At 70.0% G+C, this 15,819-nt stretch carries 14 protein-coding genes; 12 read left to right on the top strand and 2 right to left on the bottom strand.

Translation table 11 applies throughout. The features are described 5' to 3' along the window. Positions 1–289: 289 nt before the first annotated feature. The 3 genes from RFN52_RS07845 (at position 290) to RFN52_RS07835 (ending at position 3,850) form a co-directional block, all read left to right on the top strand. A complete protein-coding gene (locus RFN52_RS07845) occupies positions 290–2,014 on the top strand; it encodes a site-2 protease family protein (RefSeq protein WP_311241215.1) in 1,725 nt (574 codons plus the stop codon). 38 nt (positions 2,015–2,052) lie between these two features. Then, on the top strand, positions 2,053–2,955 hold the full coding sequence (locus tag RFN52_RS07840; protein ID WP_033311897.1) for a tRNA (adenine-N1)-methyltransferase: 903 nt from the start codon (positions 2,053–2,055) through the stop codon (positions 2,953–2,955). 316 nt (positions 2,956–3,271) lie between these two features. Continuing rightward, complete coding sequence (locus RFN52_RS07835) at positions 3,272–3,850, top strand: hypothetical protein (protein WP_184844193.1); 579 nt, start codon at positions 3,272–3,274, stop codon at positions 3,848–3,850. A gap of 59 nt (positions 3,851–3,909) precedes the next feature. Here RFN52_RS07835 and RFN52_RS07830 read toward each other — a convergent pair whose 3' ends face one another. Continuing rightward, positions 3,910–4,215, bottom strand: a complete 306-nt coding sequence (locus tag RFN52_RS07830; protein ID WP_062925902.1) for a ferredoxin — start codon at positions 4,213–4,215, stop codon at positions 3,910–3,912. 245 nt (positions 4,216–4,460) lie between these two features. On the opposite strand from RFN52_RS07830, the gene arc reads away from it, so the two are divergent. The 6 genes from arc (at position 4,461) to prcA (ending at position 10,581) form a co-directional block, all read left to right on the top strand. Next, positions 4,461–6,227 (top strand): proteasome ATPase, encoded by a 1,767-nt coding sequence (gene arc / locus RFN52_RS07825; RefSeq protein WP_062925901.1) that lies wholly within the window; start codon positions 4,461–4,463, stop codon positions 6,225–6,227. A 234-nt stretch (positions 6,228–6,461) separates the two neighbouring features. Further along, on the top strand, positions 6,462–7,973 hold the full coding sequence (gene dop, locus RFN52_RS07820; protein ID WP_345614308.1) for a depupylase/deamidase Dop: 1,512 nt from the start codon (positions 6,462–6,464) through the stop codon (positions 7,971–7,973). A gap of 178 nt (positions 7,974–8,151) precedes the next feature. Next, on the top strand, positions 8,152–8,370 hold the full coding sequence (locus tag RFN52_RS07815) for a ubiquitin-like protein Pup (RefSeq protein ID WP_019757212.1): 219 nt from the start codon (positions 8,152–8,154) through the stop codon (positions 8,368–8,370). Between the two features lie 9 nt (positions 8,371–8,379). Continuing rightward, a complete protein-coding gene (locus RFN52_RS07810; RefSeq protein WP_184844190.1) occupies positions 8,380–8,970 on the top strand; it encodes an endonuclease VII domain-containing protein in 591 nt (196 codons plus the stop codon). Next, entirely contained in the window at positions 8,922–9,767 is an 846-nt protein-coding gene (prcB, locus tag RFN52_RS07805; RefSeq protein WP_184844187.1) for a proteasome subunit beta, read from the top strand. The genes RFN52_RS07810 and prcB overlap by 49 nt, the downstream gene beginning before the upstream one ends. Positions 9,768–9,834: 67 nt before the next feature. Then, positions 9,835–10,581 (top strand): proteasome subunit alpha, encoded by a 747-nt coding sequence (prcA, locus tag RFN52_RS07800; RefSeq protein WP_184844184.1) that lies wholly within the window; start codon positions 9,835–9,837, stop codon positions 10,579–10,581. Between the two features lie 319 nt (positions 10,582–10,900). On the opposite strand, the gene RFN52_RS07795 is transcribed toward prcA, so the two are convergent. Then, on the bottom strand, positions 10,901–11,953 hold the full coding sequence (locus RFN52_RS07795) for a LacI family DNA-binding transcriptional regulator (protein WP_184844180.1): 1,053 nt from the start codon (positions 11,951–11,953) through the stop codon (positions 10,901–10,903). Positions 11,954–11,999: 46 nt separating this feature from the next. Between RFN52_RS07795 and RFN52_RS07790 the strand changes: the two genes are divergently transcribed. The 3 genes from RFN52_RS07790 to RFN52_RS07780 all read left to right on the top strand — a co-directional run bounded on the left by RFN52_RS07790 (position 12,000) and on the right by RFN52_RS07780 (position 15,802). Beyond that, positions 12,000–13,259, top strand: coding sequence for an MFS transporter (locus RFN52_RS07790; protein WP_184844178.1), 1,260 nt, complete (start codon positions 12,000–12,002; stop codon positions 13,257–13,259). A 9-nt stretch (positions 13,260–13,268) separates the two neighbouring features. Beyond that, complete coding sequence (pafA, locus tag RFN52_RS07785; protein ID WP_184844175.1) at positions 13,269–14,630, top strand: Pup--protein ligase; 1,362 nt, start codon at positions 13,269–13,271, stop codon at positions 14,628–14,630. A gap of 191 nt (positions 14,631–14,821) precedes the next feature. Next, positions 14,822–15,802: an FKBP-type peptidyl-prolyl cis-trans isomerase gene (locus RFN52_RS07780; RefSeq protein ID WP_184844172.1), complete on the top strand. Its 981-nt coding sequence runs from the start codon at positions 14,822–14,824 to the stop codon at positions 15,800–15,802. The last annotated feature ends 17 nt before the right edge of the window (positions 15,803–15,819 follow it).

Below are 15,819 nucleotides of genomic sequence, written 5' to 3'. Positions count from 1 at the left end.
CGCGCCGTCCCCCGCCGGGGGCGCCGGAGACGCTCCGCAGGAGGCCGGCCCGCACCCCGACGGCCCGCACACGGGACCTGCCCACACCGACGCCGACGCCGAGGCGCCGCGGGTGACACCGGCCCGCGCCGGGGACGAGGGTGACGGTTCGCCGGAAACCGACACGCACCCCGACAGCGCCCCCGCCGACGGCTCGCACACGGACCCTGTCCGCACCGACGCCGCCGCGGCGCCGCGGACAAAACCGGCCCGCGCCGAGGGCGCCGGCGGTGGTTCGCCGGAAACCGGCATCCACCCCGACCGCGCCGACGCCGACGCGCAGCGGACGACACCGGCCCGCGCCGAGGGCGCCGGTGACGGTTCGCCGGGGACCGGCACGCACCCGGACCGCGCCCACGCCGACGGCCCGCGCGCGGCAGCCGGTGATGCCGGCGTAGCACCGGCACCGGCGGCCCGCGCCGAGGGCGCCGGTGACGGTTCGCCGGGGACCGGCACGCACCCGGACCGCGCCCACGCCGACGGCCCGCGCGCGGCAGCCGGTGATGCCGGCGTAGCACCGGCACCGGCGGCCCGCGCCGAGAGCGACAGTGACGGTTCGCCGGAGGCGGACACGCACCCCGACCGTGCCTACGCGGGCGACCCGCACGCCGCACCCGCCGCCGGTCGGCCCGAGGCGGACCGGCTGCGCAAGGCCCCGGCCCCGGGCCACGCCCCGGGCTCCGGTGATGCGCATCGCCGGGAGCAGCCCTCGGTCCCCGGCCCGGTTCCCGGCCACCCCAACCACCGACCCGACGCCCCCGCCCCCGGCGACCGGCCCCTCGCCCACTCCGCCGACGGCAAGGGCCCCGCCCCCCACCGCCCGGAGCCCCGGGGCGGGCTGCTCATGGGGCGGCCCTTCGGCGTGCCCGTGTACGTCGCGCCGAGCTGGTTCCTCGTCGCCGCGCTGATCACCTGGGTGTTCGGCGGACAACTGGAGCGCGTGCTGCCCGAGCTCGGGGCCGCCCGCTACCTGGTGTCCCTCTTCTTCGCGGTCGCCTTCTACGCCTCCGTGCTCGTCCACGAACTGGCCCACACGGTCGCCGCCCTCCGCTTCAAACTCCCGGTCCGCCGCATCCAGCTCCAGTTCTTCGGCGGCGTCTCCGAGATCGAGAAGGAGGCCGAGACCCCCGGCCGGGAATTCGTCCTGGCCTTCGTCGGGCCCCTGCTCTCCCTCGTCCTCGCCGGCGCCTTCTACGGCGCCGCGCAGACGGTGGAACCCGGCACCGTCCCCGGCGTCCTGCTCGCGGGCCTGATGATCTCCAATCTCATCGTGGCCGCCTTCAACCTCCTGCCCGGCCTGCCCCTCGACGGCGGTCGCATGCTCCGTGCCGTCGTCTGGAAGATCACCGGCAAGCCGATGAAGGGCACCATCGCCGCCGCCTGGGTCGGCCGCGCCCTGGCCGTCTCCGTCCTCATCGGACTGCCCCTGCTGACCCAGTCCGGCGCCCTCGGCACCGACGCCGCCGACAACGTCGGCATGGACACCGTCCTGGACGCCCTGCTCGCTGCGATCCTCGCCGCGATCATCTGGACCGGCGCGGGCAACAGCCTGCGCATGGCACGCCTGCGCGAGCACCTCCCCGAGCTGCGCGCCCGGGCCCTCACCCGCCGCGCCGTCCCCGTCGAGACCGACACCCCGCTCTCGGAGGCCCTGCGCAGAGCCAACGCCGCAGGAGCCCGTGCCCTGGTCGTCGTCGACGCCGACGGCCAGCCTCTCTCCCTCGTCCGCGAGGCCGCCATCGTGGGCGTGCCCGAGCACCGCCGCCCCTGGGTCGCCGTCAGCGGCCTCGCCCAGGACCTCACCGACGGCATGCGCGTCTCCGCGGAACTGTCCGGCGAGGAACTCCTGGACGCCCTGCGCGCCACCCCCGCCACCGAGTACCTGGTGGTGGAGGAGACCGGCGAGATCTACGGCGTCCTGTCGGCGGCCGACGTGGAGCGCGCCTTCGTGAAAGCGATGGCGAGGCCGTCCTAGTGGTCGGTGGCCCTCTCCGGGGCCGGTAGGCTGGTCACATGTCCGAACCGACCGGTGCCGCCCGCAGGCGCGGGCCCTTCAAGGTCGGGGACCAGGTTCAGCTGACCGACCCCAAGGGCCGCCACTACACGTTCACGCTCGAGGCCGGGAAGAACTTCCACACCCACAAGGGTTCCTTCCCCCACGACGAACTGATCGGTGCTCCCGAGGGCAGCGTTGTCCGTACCACGGGGAACGTCGCCTACCTCGCGCTGCGCCCCCTGCTCCCCGACTACGTCCTGTCCATGCCCCGCGGCGCCGCCGTGGTCTACCCCAAGGACGCGGGGCAGATCCTCGCCTTCGCCGACATCTTCCCCGGCGCGCGCGTCGTGGAAGCGGGCGTCGGCTCCGGCTCGCTCAGCAGCTTCCTCCTGCGGGCCATCGGCGACCAGGGCATGCTGCACAGTTACGAGCGCCGGGCGGACTTCGCCGAGATCGCCCAGGCGAACGTGGAGCGCTACTTCGGCGGCCCGCACCCCGCCTGGCAGCTCACCGTCGGAGACCTCCAGGACAACCTGTCCGACGCCGACGTCGACCGCGTCATCCTCGACATGCTCGCCCCCTGGGAGTGCCTGGAGGCCGTCTCCAAGGCGCTCGTACCCGGCGGCATCCTCTGCTGCTACGTGGCGACCACCACCCAGCTCGCCAGGACCGTCGAGTCCATCCGCGAGATCGGCTGCTTCAACGAGCCGAGCGCCTGGGAGTCGATGATCCGCAACTGGCACATCGAGGGCCTGGCCGTCCGACCGGACCACCGGATGATCGGCCACACCGGCTTCCTGCTCACCGCCCGTCGCCTCGCCGACGGCGTCGAGCCGCCCATGCGCCGCCGCCGCCCCGCCAAGGGCGCCTACGGCGAGGACTACGCGGGCCCCAACGCCGACGGCGGCTCCGGCCGCTAAGGCGCCACTCACCGCACCAACGCACCAGCGCCGTGCCGGAGTTCCCGGATCCGTACCGGAACTCCGCCACGGCGCCTCTGCGTTGCCGCCCCTGGTGAATCCCACCGGAACGCCGTTGACCTGCCACGACGGCCGCGGCGGCTGGGCCCCGCCGCAGCAGCGGCACCGCCCGCACAGGCCCGCTGACACAGCGGCAGGAACCGTAACCCTTCTGACTTCCCCGGCAGACACCACGCACACCCCGCCGTTCCCTCGCGGTGTGACGTGTGGCACCATGCTGGCCACCCCACCGGCACAGCCTCAGGAGACCCTCCTAGTGCAGTCTTCCGCCGTCCCGGAGCTCGCCCACACCCACACCCGCCCCATCCACTGGCTCGCCACCGCGACAGCCGTCGCGGGCGTCGTGGCCTTCTCCTCGGTCCTGCAGCCCGGCGCGGCGACGGCGGCCCAGCCGGCCGCCCCGCAGACCAAGAGCGCTCCGGCGCACACGACTCCGCCCGACCCCGCCGCGGTGACATTCCCGATCGAGTGCGGCCCCGTGAAGGCCGTGGTGAAGAAGCGAGCTTCCGGAGACCTCGACGGCGACGGCCGCCCCGAGACGGTGGCCGTCGTCCACTGCGACTCCCCGATGGGCACCCCGCCGGACGGCGTGTACGTCCTCACGCGCGGCGCCGACGGCGGCAAGCCCCGCCTCGTGGCCACCCTGCTCGACCCCAAGGACGGCACCACCGTCACCGACTTCGCCGTCTCCGACGGCGCCGTCACCGCCACGCTCCTCGGCTACTCGTCGGCCGACGTGCCGCGTTGCTGCCCCGACCAGAAGACCGACGTGAAATGGCGTTGGCACAGCGGCTCGTTCGTCCGCTCGACCCCGGCCGGGGCCCGCAGCGTGTGAGGCCCCTGAGACAGCGCGTGTGAGATATCAGACAGTAGTAACGGAACGTAGAGAAGTAGTCACTCCGCGTCCGGTCCATAGACCTCGGCCCTGTCCGAAACCCGACGTACGTGGATGCACTCGCCCGGGCACTCCTTCGCGGAGTCGATCACATCCGTGAGAAGCGGCAGCGGAACGGGCGTTGTCGCACCCTTGCCCTGGAGCAACTCGTCGTCGGCACTCTTCACATAGGCCAGACCGTCGATGTCCAGCTCGAACACCTCGGGCGCGTACTGGGCGCAGATGCCGTCGCCGGTACACAGGTCCTGGTCGATCCAGACCTCCAGCTCCGCACCGTCGGCCCCGGCCACCTGCTGCACGCTCATCTCTCCTGCCGTTTCTCCGCCGAGCCGCATCGGGAATCCGGCCAGCTCCGGCGGGTGTTGAACAGTTCGACCCTACCTCCGGCTGGGTTCCAATCATGTTCGCTGGGTATTCCCCTGGCGTGAGGGAGAGCGCAAGGGTGAAGATCGGACACACCCCGACCGTCTTTGTGATCTAGGGGTTTCAATCGACACCCGCCCAGGTAGGGTCTGGAAGCGTCCAGCTCCCCTTGGAGGAGGTGAGGACCGTGGCAGCCCACGACGACGACATGAACCGCGGCATCCGCCCGGGACGCGGGTCCGACGACCCGGCCGGGCAGATCGCCTATCTTGAGCAGGAGATCGCCGTCCTGCGACGCAAGCTCGCCGACTCTCCGCGACACACGAGGATTCTCGAAGAGCGGATCGTCGAGCTGCAGACCAATCTGGCCGGCGTGTCCGCGCAGAACGAGCGACTCGCCAACACGCTCCGTGAGGCCCGCGACCAGATCGTGGCCCTCAAGGAAGAGGTCGACCGGCTCGCACAGCCGCCGGCCGGCTTCGGCGTCTTCCTGACGGCCAACGAGGACGGCACCGCCGACATCTTCACCGGCGGCCGCAAGCTCAGGGTGAACGTCAGCCCCAGCGTCGAACTCGAAGAGCTCCGGCGCGGCCAGGAACTGATGCTCAACGAAGCGCTCAACGTGGTCGAGGCCATGGAGTTCGAGCGCGTCGGCGACATCGTCACCCTCAAGGAGATCCTCGAAGACGGCGAGCGGGCCCTGGTGCTCGGGCACACCGACGAGGAGCGGGTGGTGCGGCTCGCCGAGCCGCTGCTGGACGTCACCATCCGCCCCGGCGACGCCCTGCTCCTGGAGCCCCGCTCCGGATACGTCTACGAGGTCGTCCCCAAGAGCGAGGTCGAGGAACTCGTCCTCGAAGAGGTCCCCGACATCGGCTACGAGCAGATCGGCGGTCTCGGCGGCCAGATCGAGGCCATCCGCGACGCGGTCGAGCTGCCGTACCTCTACCCCGACCTGTTCAAGGAGCACGAGCTGCGCCCGCCCAAGGGCGTCCTGCTCTACGGGCCCCCCGGATGCGGCAAGACGCTCATCGCCAAGGCCGTCGCCAACTCGCTGGCCAAGAAGGTCGCCGAGGTCACCGGCCAGGCCGCCGGCAAGAGCTTCTTCCTCAACATCAAGGGCCCCGAGCTCCTGAACAAGTACGTCGGCGAGACCGAGCGGCAGATCCGCCTCGTCTTCCAGCGTGCTCGTGAGAAGGCCAGCGAGGGCACCCCCGTCATCGTCTTCTTCGACGAGATGGAATCCCTGTTCCGCACCCGCGGCTCCGGTGTCAGCTCGGACGTGGAGAACACCATCGTCCCGCAGCTGCTCGCCGAGATCGACGGTGTGGAGGGCCTGCAGAACGTGGTCGTGATCGGCGCCTCCAACCGTGAGGACATGATCGACCCCGCCATCCTGCGGCCCGGCCGTCTGGACGTGAAGATCAAGATCGAGCGTCCCGACGCCGAGGCGGCGAAGGACATCTTCGGCAAGTACCTCACCGAGCGCCTCCCGCTGCACTCCGACGACCTCGGTGAGCACGGCGGCAGCAAGGCCACCACCGTCCAGAGCATGATCCAGACGGCGGTGGAACATATGTACACCGAGTCCGAGGAGAACCGCTTCCTGGAGGTCACCTACGCCAACGGTGACAAGGAAGTCCTCTACTTCAAGGACTTCAACTCCGGCGCCATGATCGAGAACATCGTCGGCCGCGCCAAGAAGATGGCGATCAAGGACTTCCTCGAGAAGAACCAGAAGGGCCTCCGCGTCTCCCACCTCCTCCAGGCCTGCGTGGACGAGTTCAAGGAGAACGAGGACCTGCCGAACACCACCAACCCGGACGACTGGGCCCGGATCTCCGGAAAGAAGGGCGAGCGGATCGTGTACATCCGCACCCTCATCACCGGAAAGCAGGGCGCGGACACCGGACGCTCCATCGACACGGTGGCGAACACCGGTCAGTACCTGTAAAAGGCAGGGCGGCTGCGGGTGCCCTCGGCGGGTACCCGCAGCCGACTGTTTTTCAGGCCACGGCTGGAGCAACGCAATGACGCAAATGATCTCCCCACCAGCGCAAAGGCGTTCTAGGCTCTTGCGTACCGCCAAGTCGCGCAGTGCGGGGACGGGCACCGCACACGCAACCGAGCGCCAGCGGTATCTGAGTGGCGCCCACGACCGAGGGTGCCGCCGGGCAAGGAGGGCCGCATGACCGTACGGCGAGTAATGGGCATCGAGACGGAGTACGGGATCTCCGTCCCCGGCCACCCCAACGCCAATGCCATGCTCACCTCGTCCCAGATCGTGAACGCCTACGCGGCGGCGATGCACCGGGCCCGCCGGGCCCGATGGGACTTCGAGGAGGAGAACCCGCTGCGGGACGCGCGAGGCTTCGACCTCGCCCGCGAGGCCGCCGACTCCAGCCAGCTCACCGACGAGGACATCGGCCTGGCCAACGTGATCCTCACCAACGGTGCACGGCTCTACGTCGACCACGCACACCCCGAGTACAGCTCCCCCGAGGTGACCAACCCCCGGGACGCCGTCCTCTGGGACAAGGCCGGCGAGCGGATCATGGCCGAGGCCGCGGAACGGGCCGCCCAGCTGCCCGGTGCCCAGCCGATCCACCTGTACAAGAACAACACCGACAACAAGGGCGCCTCCTACGGCACGCACGAGAACTACCTGATGAAGCGGGAGACCCCCTTCTCGGACATCGTGCGCCACCTGACACCGTTCTTCGTCTCCCGCCAGGTCTTCGCCGGAGCAGGCCGCGTCGGCATCGGCCAGGACGGGCACGAGCACGGCTTCCAGCTCAGCCAGCGAGCCGACTACTTCGAGGTCGAGGTCGGCCTCGAAACGACGCTCAAGCGCCCGATCATCAACACCCGCGACGAGCCGCACGCGGACGCCGAGAAGTACCGGCGCCTGCACGTGATCATCGGCGACGCGAATCTGTCGGAGATCTCGACCTACCTCAAGCTGGGCACGACCTCGCTGGTGCTGTCGATGATCGAGGACGGATTCATCGCCGTCGACCTGGCCGTCGACCAGCCCGTCCGCACGCTCCACCAGGTCTCGCACGACCCGTCCCTGAAGCGCCTGGTCACGCTCCGCAGCGGCCGCACACTCACGGCTGTCCAGCTGCAGATGGAGTACTACGAGCTGGCGCGCAAGTACGTGGAGGAGCGGTTCGGGGCCGACGCCGACGACCAGACCAAGGACGTCCTGTCCCGCTGGGAGGACACTCTCACCCGTCTGGAGCACGACCCGATGAGCCTGGCCGGGGAGCTGGACTGGGTCGCCAAGCGGGAACTCATGGAGGGCTACCGACGCCGGGACAACCTCGACTGGGACGCGGCGCGGCTGCACCTGGTCGACCTCCAGTACGCCGACGTGCGGCCCGAGAAGGGCCTGTACAACCGTCTGGTGGCCCGCGGGCGCATGAAGCGGCTGCTGACCGACGCGGACGTCGAGCAGGCCCGTACGGTGCCCCCGGAGGACACCCGGGCGTACTTCCGCGGCCGCTGCCTGGAGCAGTACGCGGACGACGTCGCGGCGGCCTCCTGGGACTCGGTGATCTTCGATCTGCCGGGCCGGGACTCGCTGCAGCGCGTCCCAACCCTGGAACCGCTTCGCGGAACGCGTAATCACGTCAAGGAGCTCCTGGACCGCTGCCGCACCGCGGAAGACCTGGTCAGGGTCCTGTCGGGCGGGTGACCGCGCTGAATGGGTACTCGTCCGTAACCGGCCGGACAGGGTGGAAAGACCCTGGTCCGGGAATCATCGAGGTGGTCCCCGTACGTTGGAGCAACTGCGGGGCCACTGTCAGACCCGGCGAGTAGGGTCTGATCTTGACCGAGCAACTGTGTCGGGCGAACCGAGCGGGGTGAGGGATATGGCGACCAAGGACACCGGCGGCGGACAGCAGAAGGCCACCCGGTCCACCGAGGAGGTCGAGGAGCAGGCGGCGGAGACGCAGGCTTCCGAGGACCTCAAGGAGCGTCAGGAGAAGCTGAGCGACGACGTGGACTCGGTTCTGGACGAGATCGACGACGTCTTGGAGGAGAATGCAGAGGACTTCGTGCGGTCCTTCGTTCAAAAGGGTGGACAGTAAGTCACATCCATGAACGGTGGGGGATCGAAGAAGTGCTCGGCGTGCCAGGAGTCGCTCCCCGTCGGCGCATTCGCGGCGAACAGATCGCGGCCTGATGGGCTGCAGGTCAATTGCCGTGAATGCGCGGCCGAGTATCACCGACGACGCCAGGAGGGCAGGGGTAAGACGGTCCGGGGGAAGGTGGAGGTGCCCGAGGGGCACAAGCTCTGCCGGACGTGCGGCGAGATCAAACCCCACAGTGAGTGGCATCGCAACGCGACAGCCTCGGACGGGCTGTCGACGCGCTGCAAGGCATGTAGGGCGGCCCAGAGTCGGCGGGACCATCTGAAGCGTCACTACGGCCTCACCGAGGCCGAGCGCGACGAGCTGATCGTCTCTCAAGGGGGCGTCTGCTGCATATGTTCGGCGGCCGTGCCCGAGCATGTGGATCACTGCCACAAGACGGGTAGGGTCCGAGGCGTACTGTGCTTCAGCTGCAACGCCGCACTGGGGCAGTTCAAGGATCGGCCCGATGCCATAAGGCGGGCTGCCGCTTATGTGGAAGGAATCGCGTGGAAGCCAACACTCGTAGCACCGGGCGTCTACCAGCTGCCTTCCTGACGCCAGGGTCTTCCTCCTTCATGGACTTCCTGTCCGAGCACCAGCCGGAGATCCTGCCCGGCAACCGGCAACTGCCGCCCACCCAGGGCGTCATCGAGGCCCCCCACGGGACCACGATCGTCGCCGCGACGTTCCCCGGCGGTGTGGTCCTCGCCGGTGACCGGCGCGCCACCATGGGCAACGTCATCGCGCAGCGGGACATCGAGAAGGTCTTCCCCGCCGACGAGTACTCGGCGGTGGGCATCGCCGGCACGGCGGGCCTGGCCGTGGAGATGGTGAAGCTGTTCCAGCTGGAGCTGGAGCACTTCGAGAAGGTCGAGGGCGCGCAGCTGTCCCTGGAGGGCAAGGCGAACCGGCTGTCGACGATGATCCGCTCCAACCTCGGCATGGCCATGCAGGGCCTGGCCGTGGTGCCGCTGTTCGCCGGGTACGACGTGGACCGCGGCAGGGGCCGCATCTTCTCCTACGACGTCACCGGCGGCCGCTCCGAGGAGCACAACTACGCGGCCACCGGCTCCGGGTCGATCTTCGCCCGTGGTGCGATGAAGAAGCTCTTCCGGGACGACCTCAGCGAGGCCGAGGCCACGACGCTCGTGGTCCAGGCGCTCTACGACGCGGCAGACGACGACTCGGCGACCGGCGGTCCCGATGTCGCCCGCCGGATCTATCCCATCATCACCGTGATCACCGACGACGGCTTCCGCCGGCTCACCGAGACCGAGGCATCCGAGATCGCACGCTCGATCCTGGAGCGGCGGCTGGAGCAGCCCGACGGGCCGCGGGCCGCGCTGCTGTAGCGGCGATCGTCTTCGTGAGGGTGGTCCAGTGAACCGACGGAATCTTCAAGAGAGGGATGGATAACCGGTGTCGACGCCGTTCTATGTCTCACCTCAGCAGGCCATGGCCGACCGGGCGGAGTACGCCCGCAAGGGCATCGCCCGTGGTCGCAGCCTGGTCGTGCTGCAGTTCGCCGACGGCATCGTGTTCGTCGGCGAGAACCCGTCCCGTGCGCTGCACAAGTTCAGCGAGATCTACGACCGGATCGGTTTCGCGGCCGCCGGCAAGTACAACGAGTACGAGAACCTGCGGATCGGCGGTGTGCGCTACGCCGACTTGCGCGGTTACACCTACGACCGCGACGACGTGACGGCCCGGGGCTTGGCGAACGTCTACGCCCAGACGCTGGGCACGATCTTCTCCAGCGCCGCCGAGAAGCCGTACGAGGTGGAGCTGGTCGTCGCCGAGGTCGGGGAGACGCCCGAGGGCGACCAGATCTACCGGCTGCCGCACGACGGTTCCATCGTGGACGAGCACGGCTCGGTCGCGGTGGGCGGCAATGCCGAGCAGATCAGCAGCTATCTGGACCAGCGCCATCAGGAGGGCATGACGCTCGCGGAGGCGCTGAAGCTGGCGGTGCAGGCGCTGTCCCGCGACACCAACGGCAGTGAGCGGGAGATCCCCGCGGAGCGGCTGGAGGTCGCGGTGCTGGACCGCACGCGCCCGCAGAAGCGCAAGTTCAAGCGGATCAGTGGGGGGCAGCTGTCGCGGCTGCTCGATGCGGATGCCGCCGGCGGTGACGCGGAGGGGGCGTCGGAGGACGACGCCGAGTAGTTCTCATGTGGGGTGGCGCGCTCCGGCTGGTGGTTCGTGGTCGGGGCGCGTCGCTGTGTGCGGGTGCGGGTGCGGGTGCGTGTGCGGACGGCGCCTGACGCCGGGTGGTGGGGCGGGGCCGCGCCGGGGGTGTCCGTCCTCGGGACGGCGCGATGGACCTTCAGACCGACTGACTGGCGTTGACGCGCCAACCGCTGCGGGCGCGCTCTGCCCTAGCTGCGGGCATGCGTGCCGCTAGGGGCGCCACGGGTGGGCGCAGCGGCACCCCGCTCCGCCGGGTTGCGGACCCACCCGGCCCCAGCGGCAACGGCCGGCACAATCAACGAGGCGGGGCCGTAGAGCTTCGTACCACCAGTTGGACCGGGATGTCCCCGCTCTCGGGGGCGCGGTCCTCCAGGACGGCCAGCAGGGCGCGCATGCCGCGTTCGCCGAAGAGTTCGGCGTTCAGGCGGACCGTCGTCAGCTCCGGGTCCATGGCGGTGGCCAGGGCCAGGTCGTCGACGCCTGTGACCGACAGGTCGTCCGGGATGCGCAGTCCGAGGCGGCGGGCCGCCTTGTACGTGCCGGCCGCGAGCTGGTCGTCGTCGCAGATCACGGCGGTAGGGCGGGTACCGGGGGCCGCGAGCGCCGTTTCGGCGGCGGTCACCGCGCCCTCGATGGAGATCGGGGCCCGGGCCGTGCGGACCGATGTGCCCGGTACCTGCGACAGCCTCGCCGCCAGCTCGCGGGCGCGGATCTCGAAGGTCCAGGAGGGGACGTCCGCCGCCAGATGGAGGAAGCGGCGGTGGCCCAGGGCCAGCAGATGTGCCGCGGCCTGGCGGACGCCGTCGGCGATGTCCAGGTTCACCGTCGCCGCCCCCAGGCTGCCGTCGGGGTCGCTGTCCAGCATCACCAGGGGGAGTGCCTCGCCGCGGATCGCGGTCAGGGCGTCCGCGGCCATGGAGGAGGCGATCACGCCGTCCAGTGCGGCCTGGGCGGAGGCGAAGGGGTCGCGGGCGGGGCCGATGCCCTCGGGGGAGGGGTAGAGGACCACGCCGAAGCCGTGTTCGGCGGCGACGCGGGCCGCGCCTGTGTAGACGCCGGCGAAGAACTCGGTGGTGAGGGCCGGGACGACCAGGAGGACCGTGCGGGTGCGGCCCAGGCGCAGGTTGCGGGCGGCGAGGTTGGGGCGGTAGCCCAGGTCGCGGGCGGCTTCGCGGACGCGCTCCGCCGTCGCCTCCGAGACGCGGCCGCGCCACTTGTCGCCGAGGACCAGGGACACGGCCGCCTGGGAGACGCCGGCGGCCTGGGCGACGTCCCGGCTCGTCGGGCGTGTGCTGCCTCGTACCACCGTCGGCCTGCTCCTTCGTCTGGACCCGCGAACAGCGGCCATGGTACGTATGGACTCCGACGTTATACGTAAAACCTAGGGGCGGGACATGGCCACGGGATATCTGGAGATCCTCCGGGCGCGACACGCCGCCCGGCTGCTCGTCGGCACGCTCGTGGGCCGGCTGCCCTGCGCCACGGCCCCCATCGCGATCGTGCTGTTCGTCCGGGCCGAGGGCGGCTCGTACACCCTGGCGGGGGCGCTGGCGGCCGTCTACGGGGTCGCCAACGCCGTGGGGCAGCCCGTGCTGGGCAGGATCGTCGACCTGCGCGGGCAGCCGCTTGTGCAGCTGCCCGCAGCCGTGCTGTCCGGGCTGGCGATGGCCGTCTTCGCCTTCTCCGGCATCGGATCGCTGCCGCTCGCCTACGCCGCCGTGGCCGGCGCCGGGCTCTTCACGCCGCCCCTGGAGGGCGGACTGCGCGCGCTGTGGCCGTCCGTGCTGCGCCGGGAGGACCAGGTGCACACGGCGTACGCCATGGACGCCGTGGCCCAGGAGGTGATGTTCACCGTCGGGCCGCTGCTCGTGACGCTGTGCGTGTCCCTGTGGTCGGCCCAGGCCGCGCTGCTCGTGCTGAACGTGGTCGGGGTGCTGGGGGCGCTGTCCGTCGTGGTGTCGGAGCCCTCGCGCGCCTGGCGGTCGGCGCCGCGTGAGGCGCACTGGCTCGGCGCGCTGCGCTCACCCGGACTGCTCGCGCTGCTGGCGGCGTTCCTGTTCATCGGGATGGCGCTCGGGTCCATCACGGTCGCCTCGGTGCCCTACGCGGACGACCACGGCGGAGACGCCGTGTACGGCTGGCTGATGGCGGCCCTGGGCTTCGGCGCGCTGGTGGGCGGCACCGTCTACGGCGCCCGGCAGTGGGCCGGTGAGCCCGCGCGGCGACTCCAGGTGCTGGTCGCCCTTCTGGTGGTGTGTTACCTCCCGCTGATGCTCATGCCGGACGCCGTGCCGATGGTGGCGCTCACCGCGCTCGCCGGGGTCTTCCTCGCGCCCGCCATCGCCTGCGCGTTCGTCCTGGTCGACCGGCACGCCCCGCGCGGCACGGTCACCGAGGCGTTCTCCTGGCTGGTGACGACGTTCACCGTGGGCCACTCGGTCGGAACGGGCGTCGCGGGGCCCGTGGTCGAGAGGGGCGGGGCCCTGTGGGGCTTCGCCGTACCGGCCGTCGCCGGTGGCGTGTCCCTGCTGGTTTTGACCGCCACAGGACGGGTAGTCGCAGCTCCCGGCCAGGGAGCGGTTGTTGTGTCCGGTTCGGAAAATGATCCAAACCGTGCCCCCGAACCCCGTTTCAGTTCAGGGGATCGGGCGTAATGTTCCCTCATGGACCGCCGCATTTTCGGGCTGGAGAACGAGTACGGCGTCACGTGCACGTTCAGGGGACAGCGCCGCCTGTCTCCTGACGAGGTGGCGCGGTACCTCTTCCGCCGTGTCGTGTCATGGGGCCGCAGCAGCAATGTCTTTCTGCGAAACGGCGCCCGCCTCTATCTCGACGTGGGATCGCATCCGGAATACGCGACACCGGAATGCGACAACGTGACCGAACTGGTCACCCACGACAAAGCAGGCGAGCGCATTCTCGAAGGACTCCTGGTGGACGCCGAACGACGCCTGCACGAGGAGGGAATCGCGGGCGACGTCTACCTCTTCAAGAACAACACCGACTCGGCGGGCAACTCCTACGGCTGCCACGAGAACTATCTGGTCGCCCGGCACGGGGAGTTCTCCCGGCTCGCGGACATTCTCATCCCGTTCCTGGTCACACGGCAGCTGCTGTGCGGTGCCGGCAAGGTGCTGCAGACGCCGCGCGGCGCCGTGTACTGCGTGAGCCAGCGGGCCGAGCACATCTGGGAGGGCGTCTCCTCGGCGACGACCCGCTCCCGGCCCATCATCAACACGCGTGATGAACCACACGCCGACGCCGAGCGCTACCGCCGCCTGCACGTCATCGTGGGCGACTCCAACATGTCCGAGACGACCATGCTGCTCAAGGTCGGCGCCACCGACCTGGTGCTGCGCATGATCGAGGCGGGCACGGTGATGCGGGACCTCACCCTGGAGAACCCGATCCGGGCGATCCGCGAGGTCAGCCACGACATCACCGGCCGGCGCAAGGTGCGCCTGGCCAGCGGACGCGAGGCCTCGGCCCTGGAGGTACAGCGCGAGTACTACGAGAAGGCCCTGGACTTCTGCGAGCGCCGGGGCATCCGCACCGGCACCGTCGAGCAGGTCCTGGAGCTGTGGGGCCGCACACTGGACGCGATCGAGTCCGAGGACCTCGACCGCATCGGCACCGAGATCGACTGGGTCATGAAGTACCAGCTCATCGAGCGGTACCGCGCCAAGCACAACATGACCATGTCGCACCCGCGGGTCGCGCAGATAGACCTCGCCTACCACGACATCCACCGTCGTCGTGGCCTGTACTACCTGCTCGAGAAGAAGGGCCAGGCGGCCCGTATCTGCAACGACTTGAAGATCTTCGAGGGCAAGTCCGTTCCGCCGCAGACCACTCGGGCCCGGCTGCGGGGCGACTTCATCCGGCGGGCCCAGGAACAGCGCCGTGACTTCACGGTCGACTGGGTCCACCTCAAGCTCAACGACCAGGCTCAGCGGACCGTGCTGTGCAAGGACCCGTTCCGTTCCGTGGACGACCGGGTGGAGAAGCTGATCGCCGGAATGTGAGCCGGCGCCGGTCAGTGCGAGAAGCCGATGCCCGGGGGTTTTCACACCTCCGGGCATCGGCCTTTTCCCGCCCGTATCCGGCCGTTCCCGAGCGGGCCGAGGACGGCGTGTCGCGCGGTGAGACGAGTGCGGAGCGGGTACGCCGTAGAGTGGCGGCCATTGCCCCCACATCACCGATCCCAGTTGGACTGATGAACTACAACACGAAACGACGCGTGGCCGCGTTGCTGGCCGTTCCCGCCCTGTTGTTCACCGCCGCGTGCGGATCGGACGACGGGAACAACGGCGACACGGCGGGAGGCGTCGCCGAGATCAAGGGGAAGGTCGGGGCGAAGCCCGAGATCTCCGTGCCCAAGGACGGCAAGCCGTCCGACAAGACCGTGGTCAAGACGGTCTCGGCGGGCAGCGGCACTCCGATCAAGGGCTCGGACTTCGTCCGCCTGGACTGGACCGTCGAGAAGTGGGGCGGGGGCCAGGAGCTCGGCGGCACCTGGGCCGCGGGAGCGGCGGGTGACAAGGCTCCCCGCCGGCAGTCCATCGAGCAGATCGGCAAGCCGAGCCAGCAGCTCCCCGAGAAGGTCCTCGACGCGGTGAAGGGCAAGAAGCCCGGCAGCCGGATCCTGGTGCAGGGCACCGCGGGCGATCTGATCGGCCAGAGCCTCAACACCTCCTCCGGGATCTCCGCCAAGGACGTGCTGATCTGGGTGGTCGACCCGGTCGGTGCCGCGAGCGTCGACACCAAGGCCGAGGCCAAGGGTGAGCAGGCGCCCTCCGAGCCGGGCATGCCCGAGGTGAAGTCCCCGTCGCAGAAGGCCGCGGTCATCACCGTCCCCAAGGGCGAGAAGGCTCCCAAGGACCTCAAGGAGCAGGTGCTGATCAAGGGCGACGGCAAGAAGGTCGAGGCCGGCCAGGGACTCATCGCGCAGTACACCGGCGTCAAGTGGGAGGACGGCAAGAAGTTCGACTCCTCCTGGGACCACGGCGGCGCCACCGCCTTCCAGATCGGCAACGGCTCCGTGGTGGCAGGCTGGGACAAGGGCCTCGTCGGCAAGCACGTGGGCGACCGGGTGCTGCTGGTGATCCCGCCCTCGCTCGGCTACGGCGCGAGCCCGCAGAGTGAGCTGGCCAAGAACACGCTGGTCTTCACCGTGGACATCCTCGGCACGGTCTGACCCGGCCGGTCTGTGAG

The sequence above is a fragment of the Streptomyces collinus genome (assembly GCF_031348265.1).
GTDB lineage: Bacteria > Actinomycetota > Actinomycetes > Streptomycetales > Streptomycetaceae > Streptomyces > Streptomyces collinus.
Note: the sequence above shows the minus strand (reverse complement) of the source record. Positions and strands in the feature narration are given on the sequence as shown.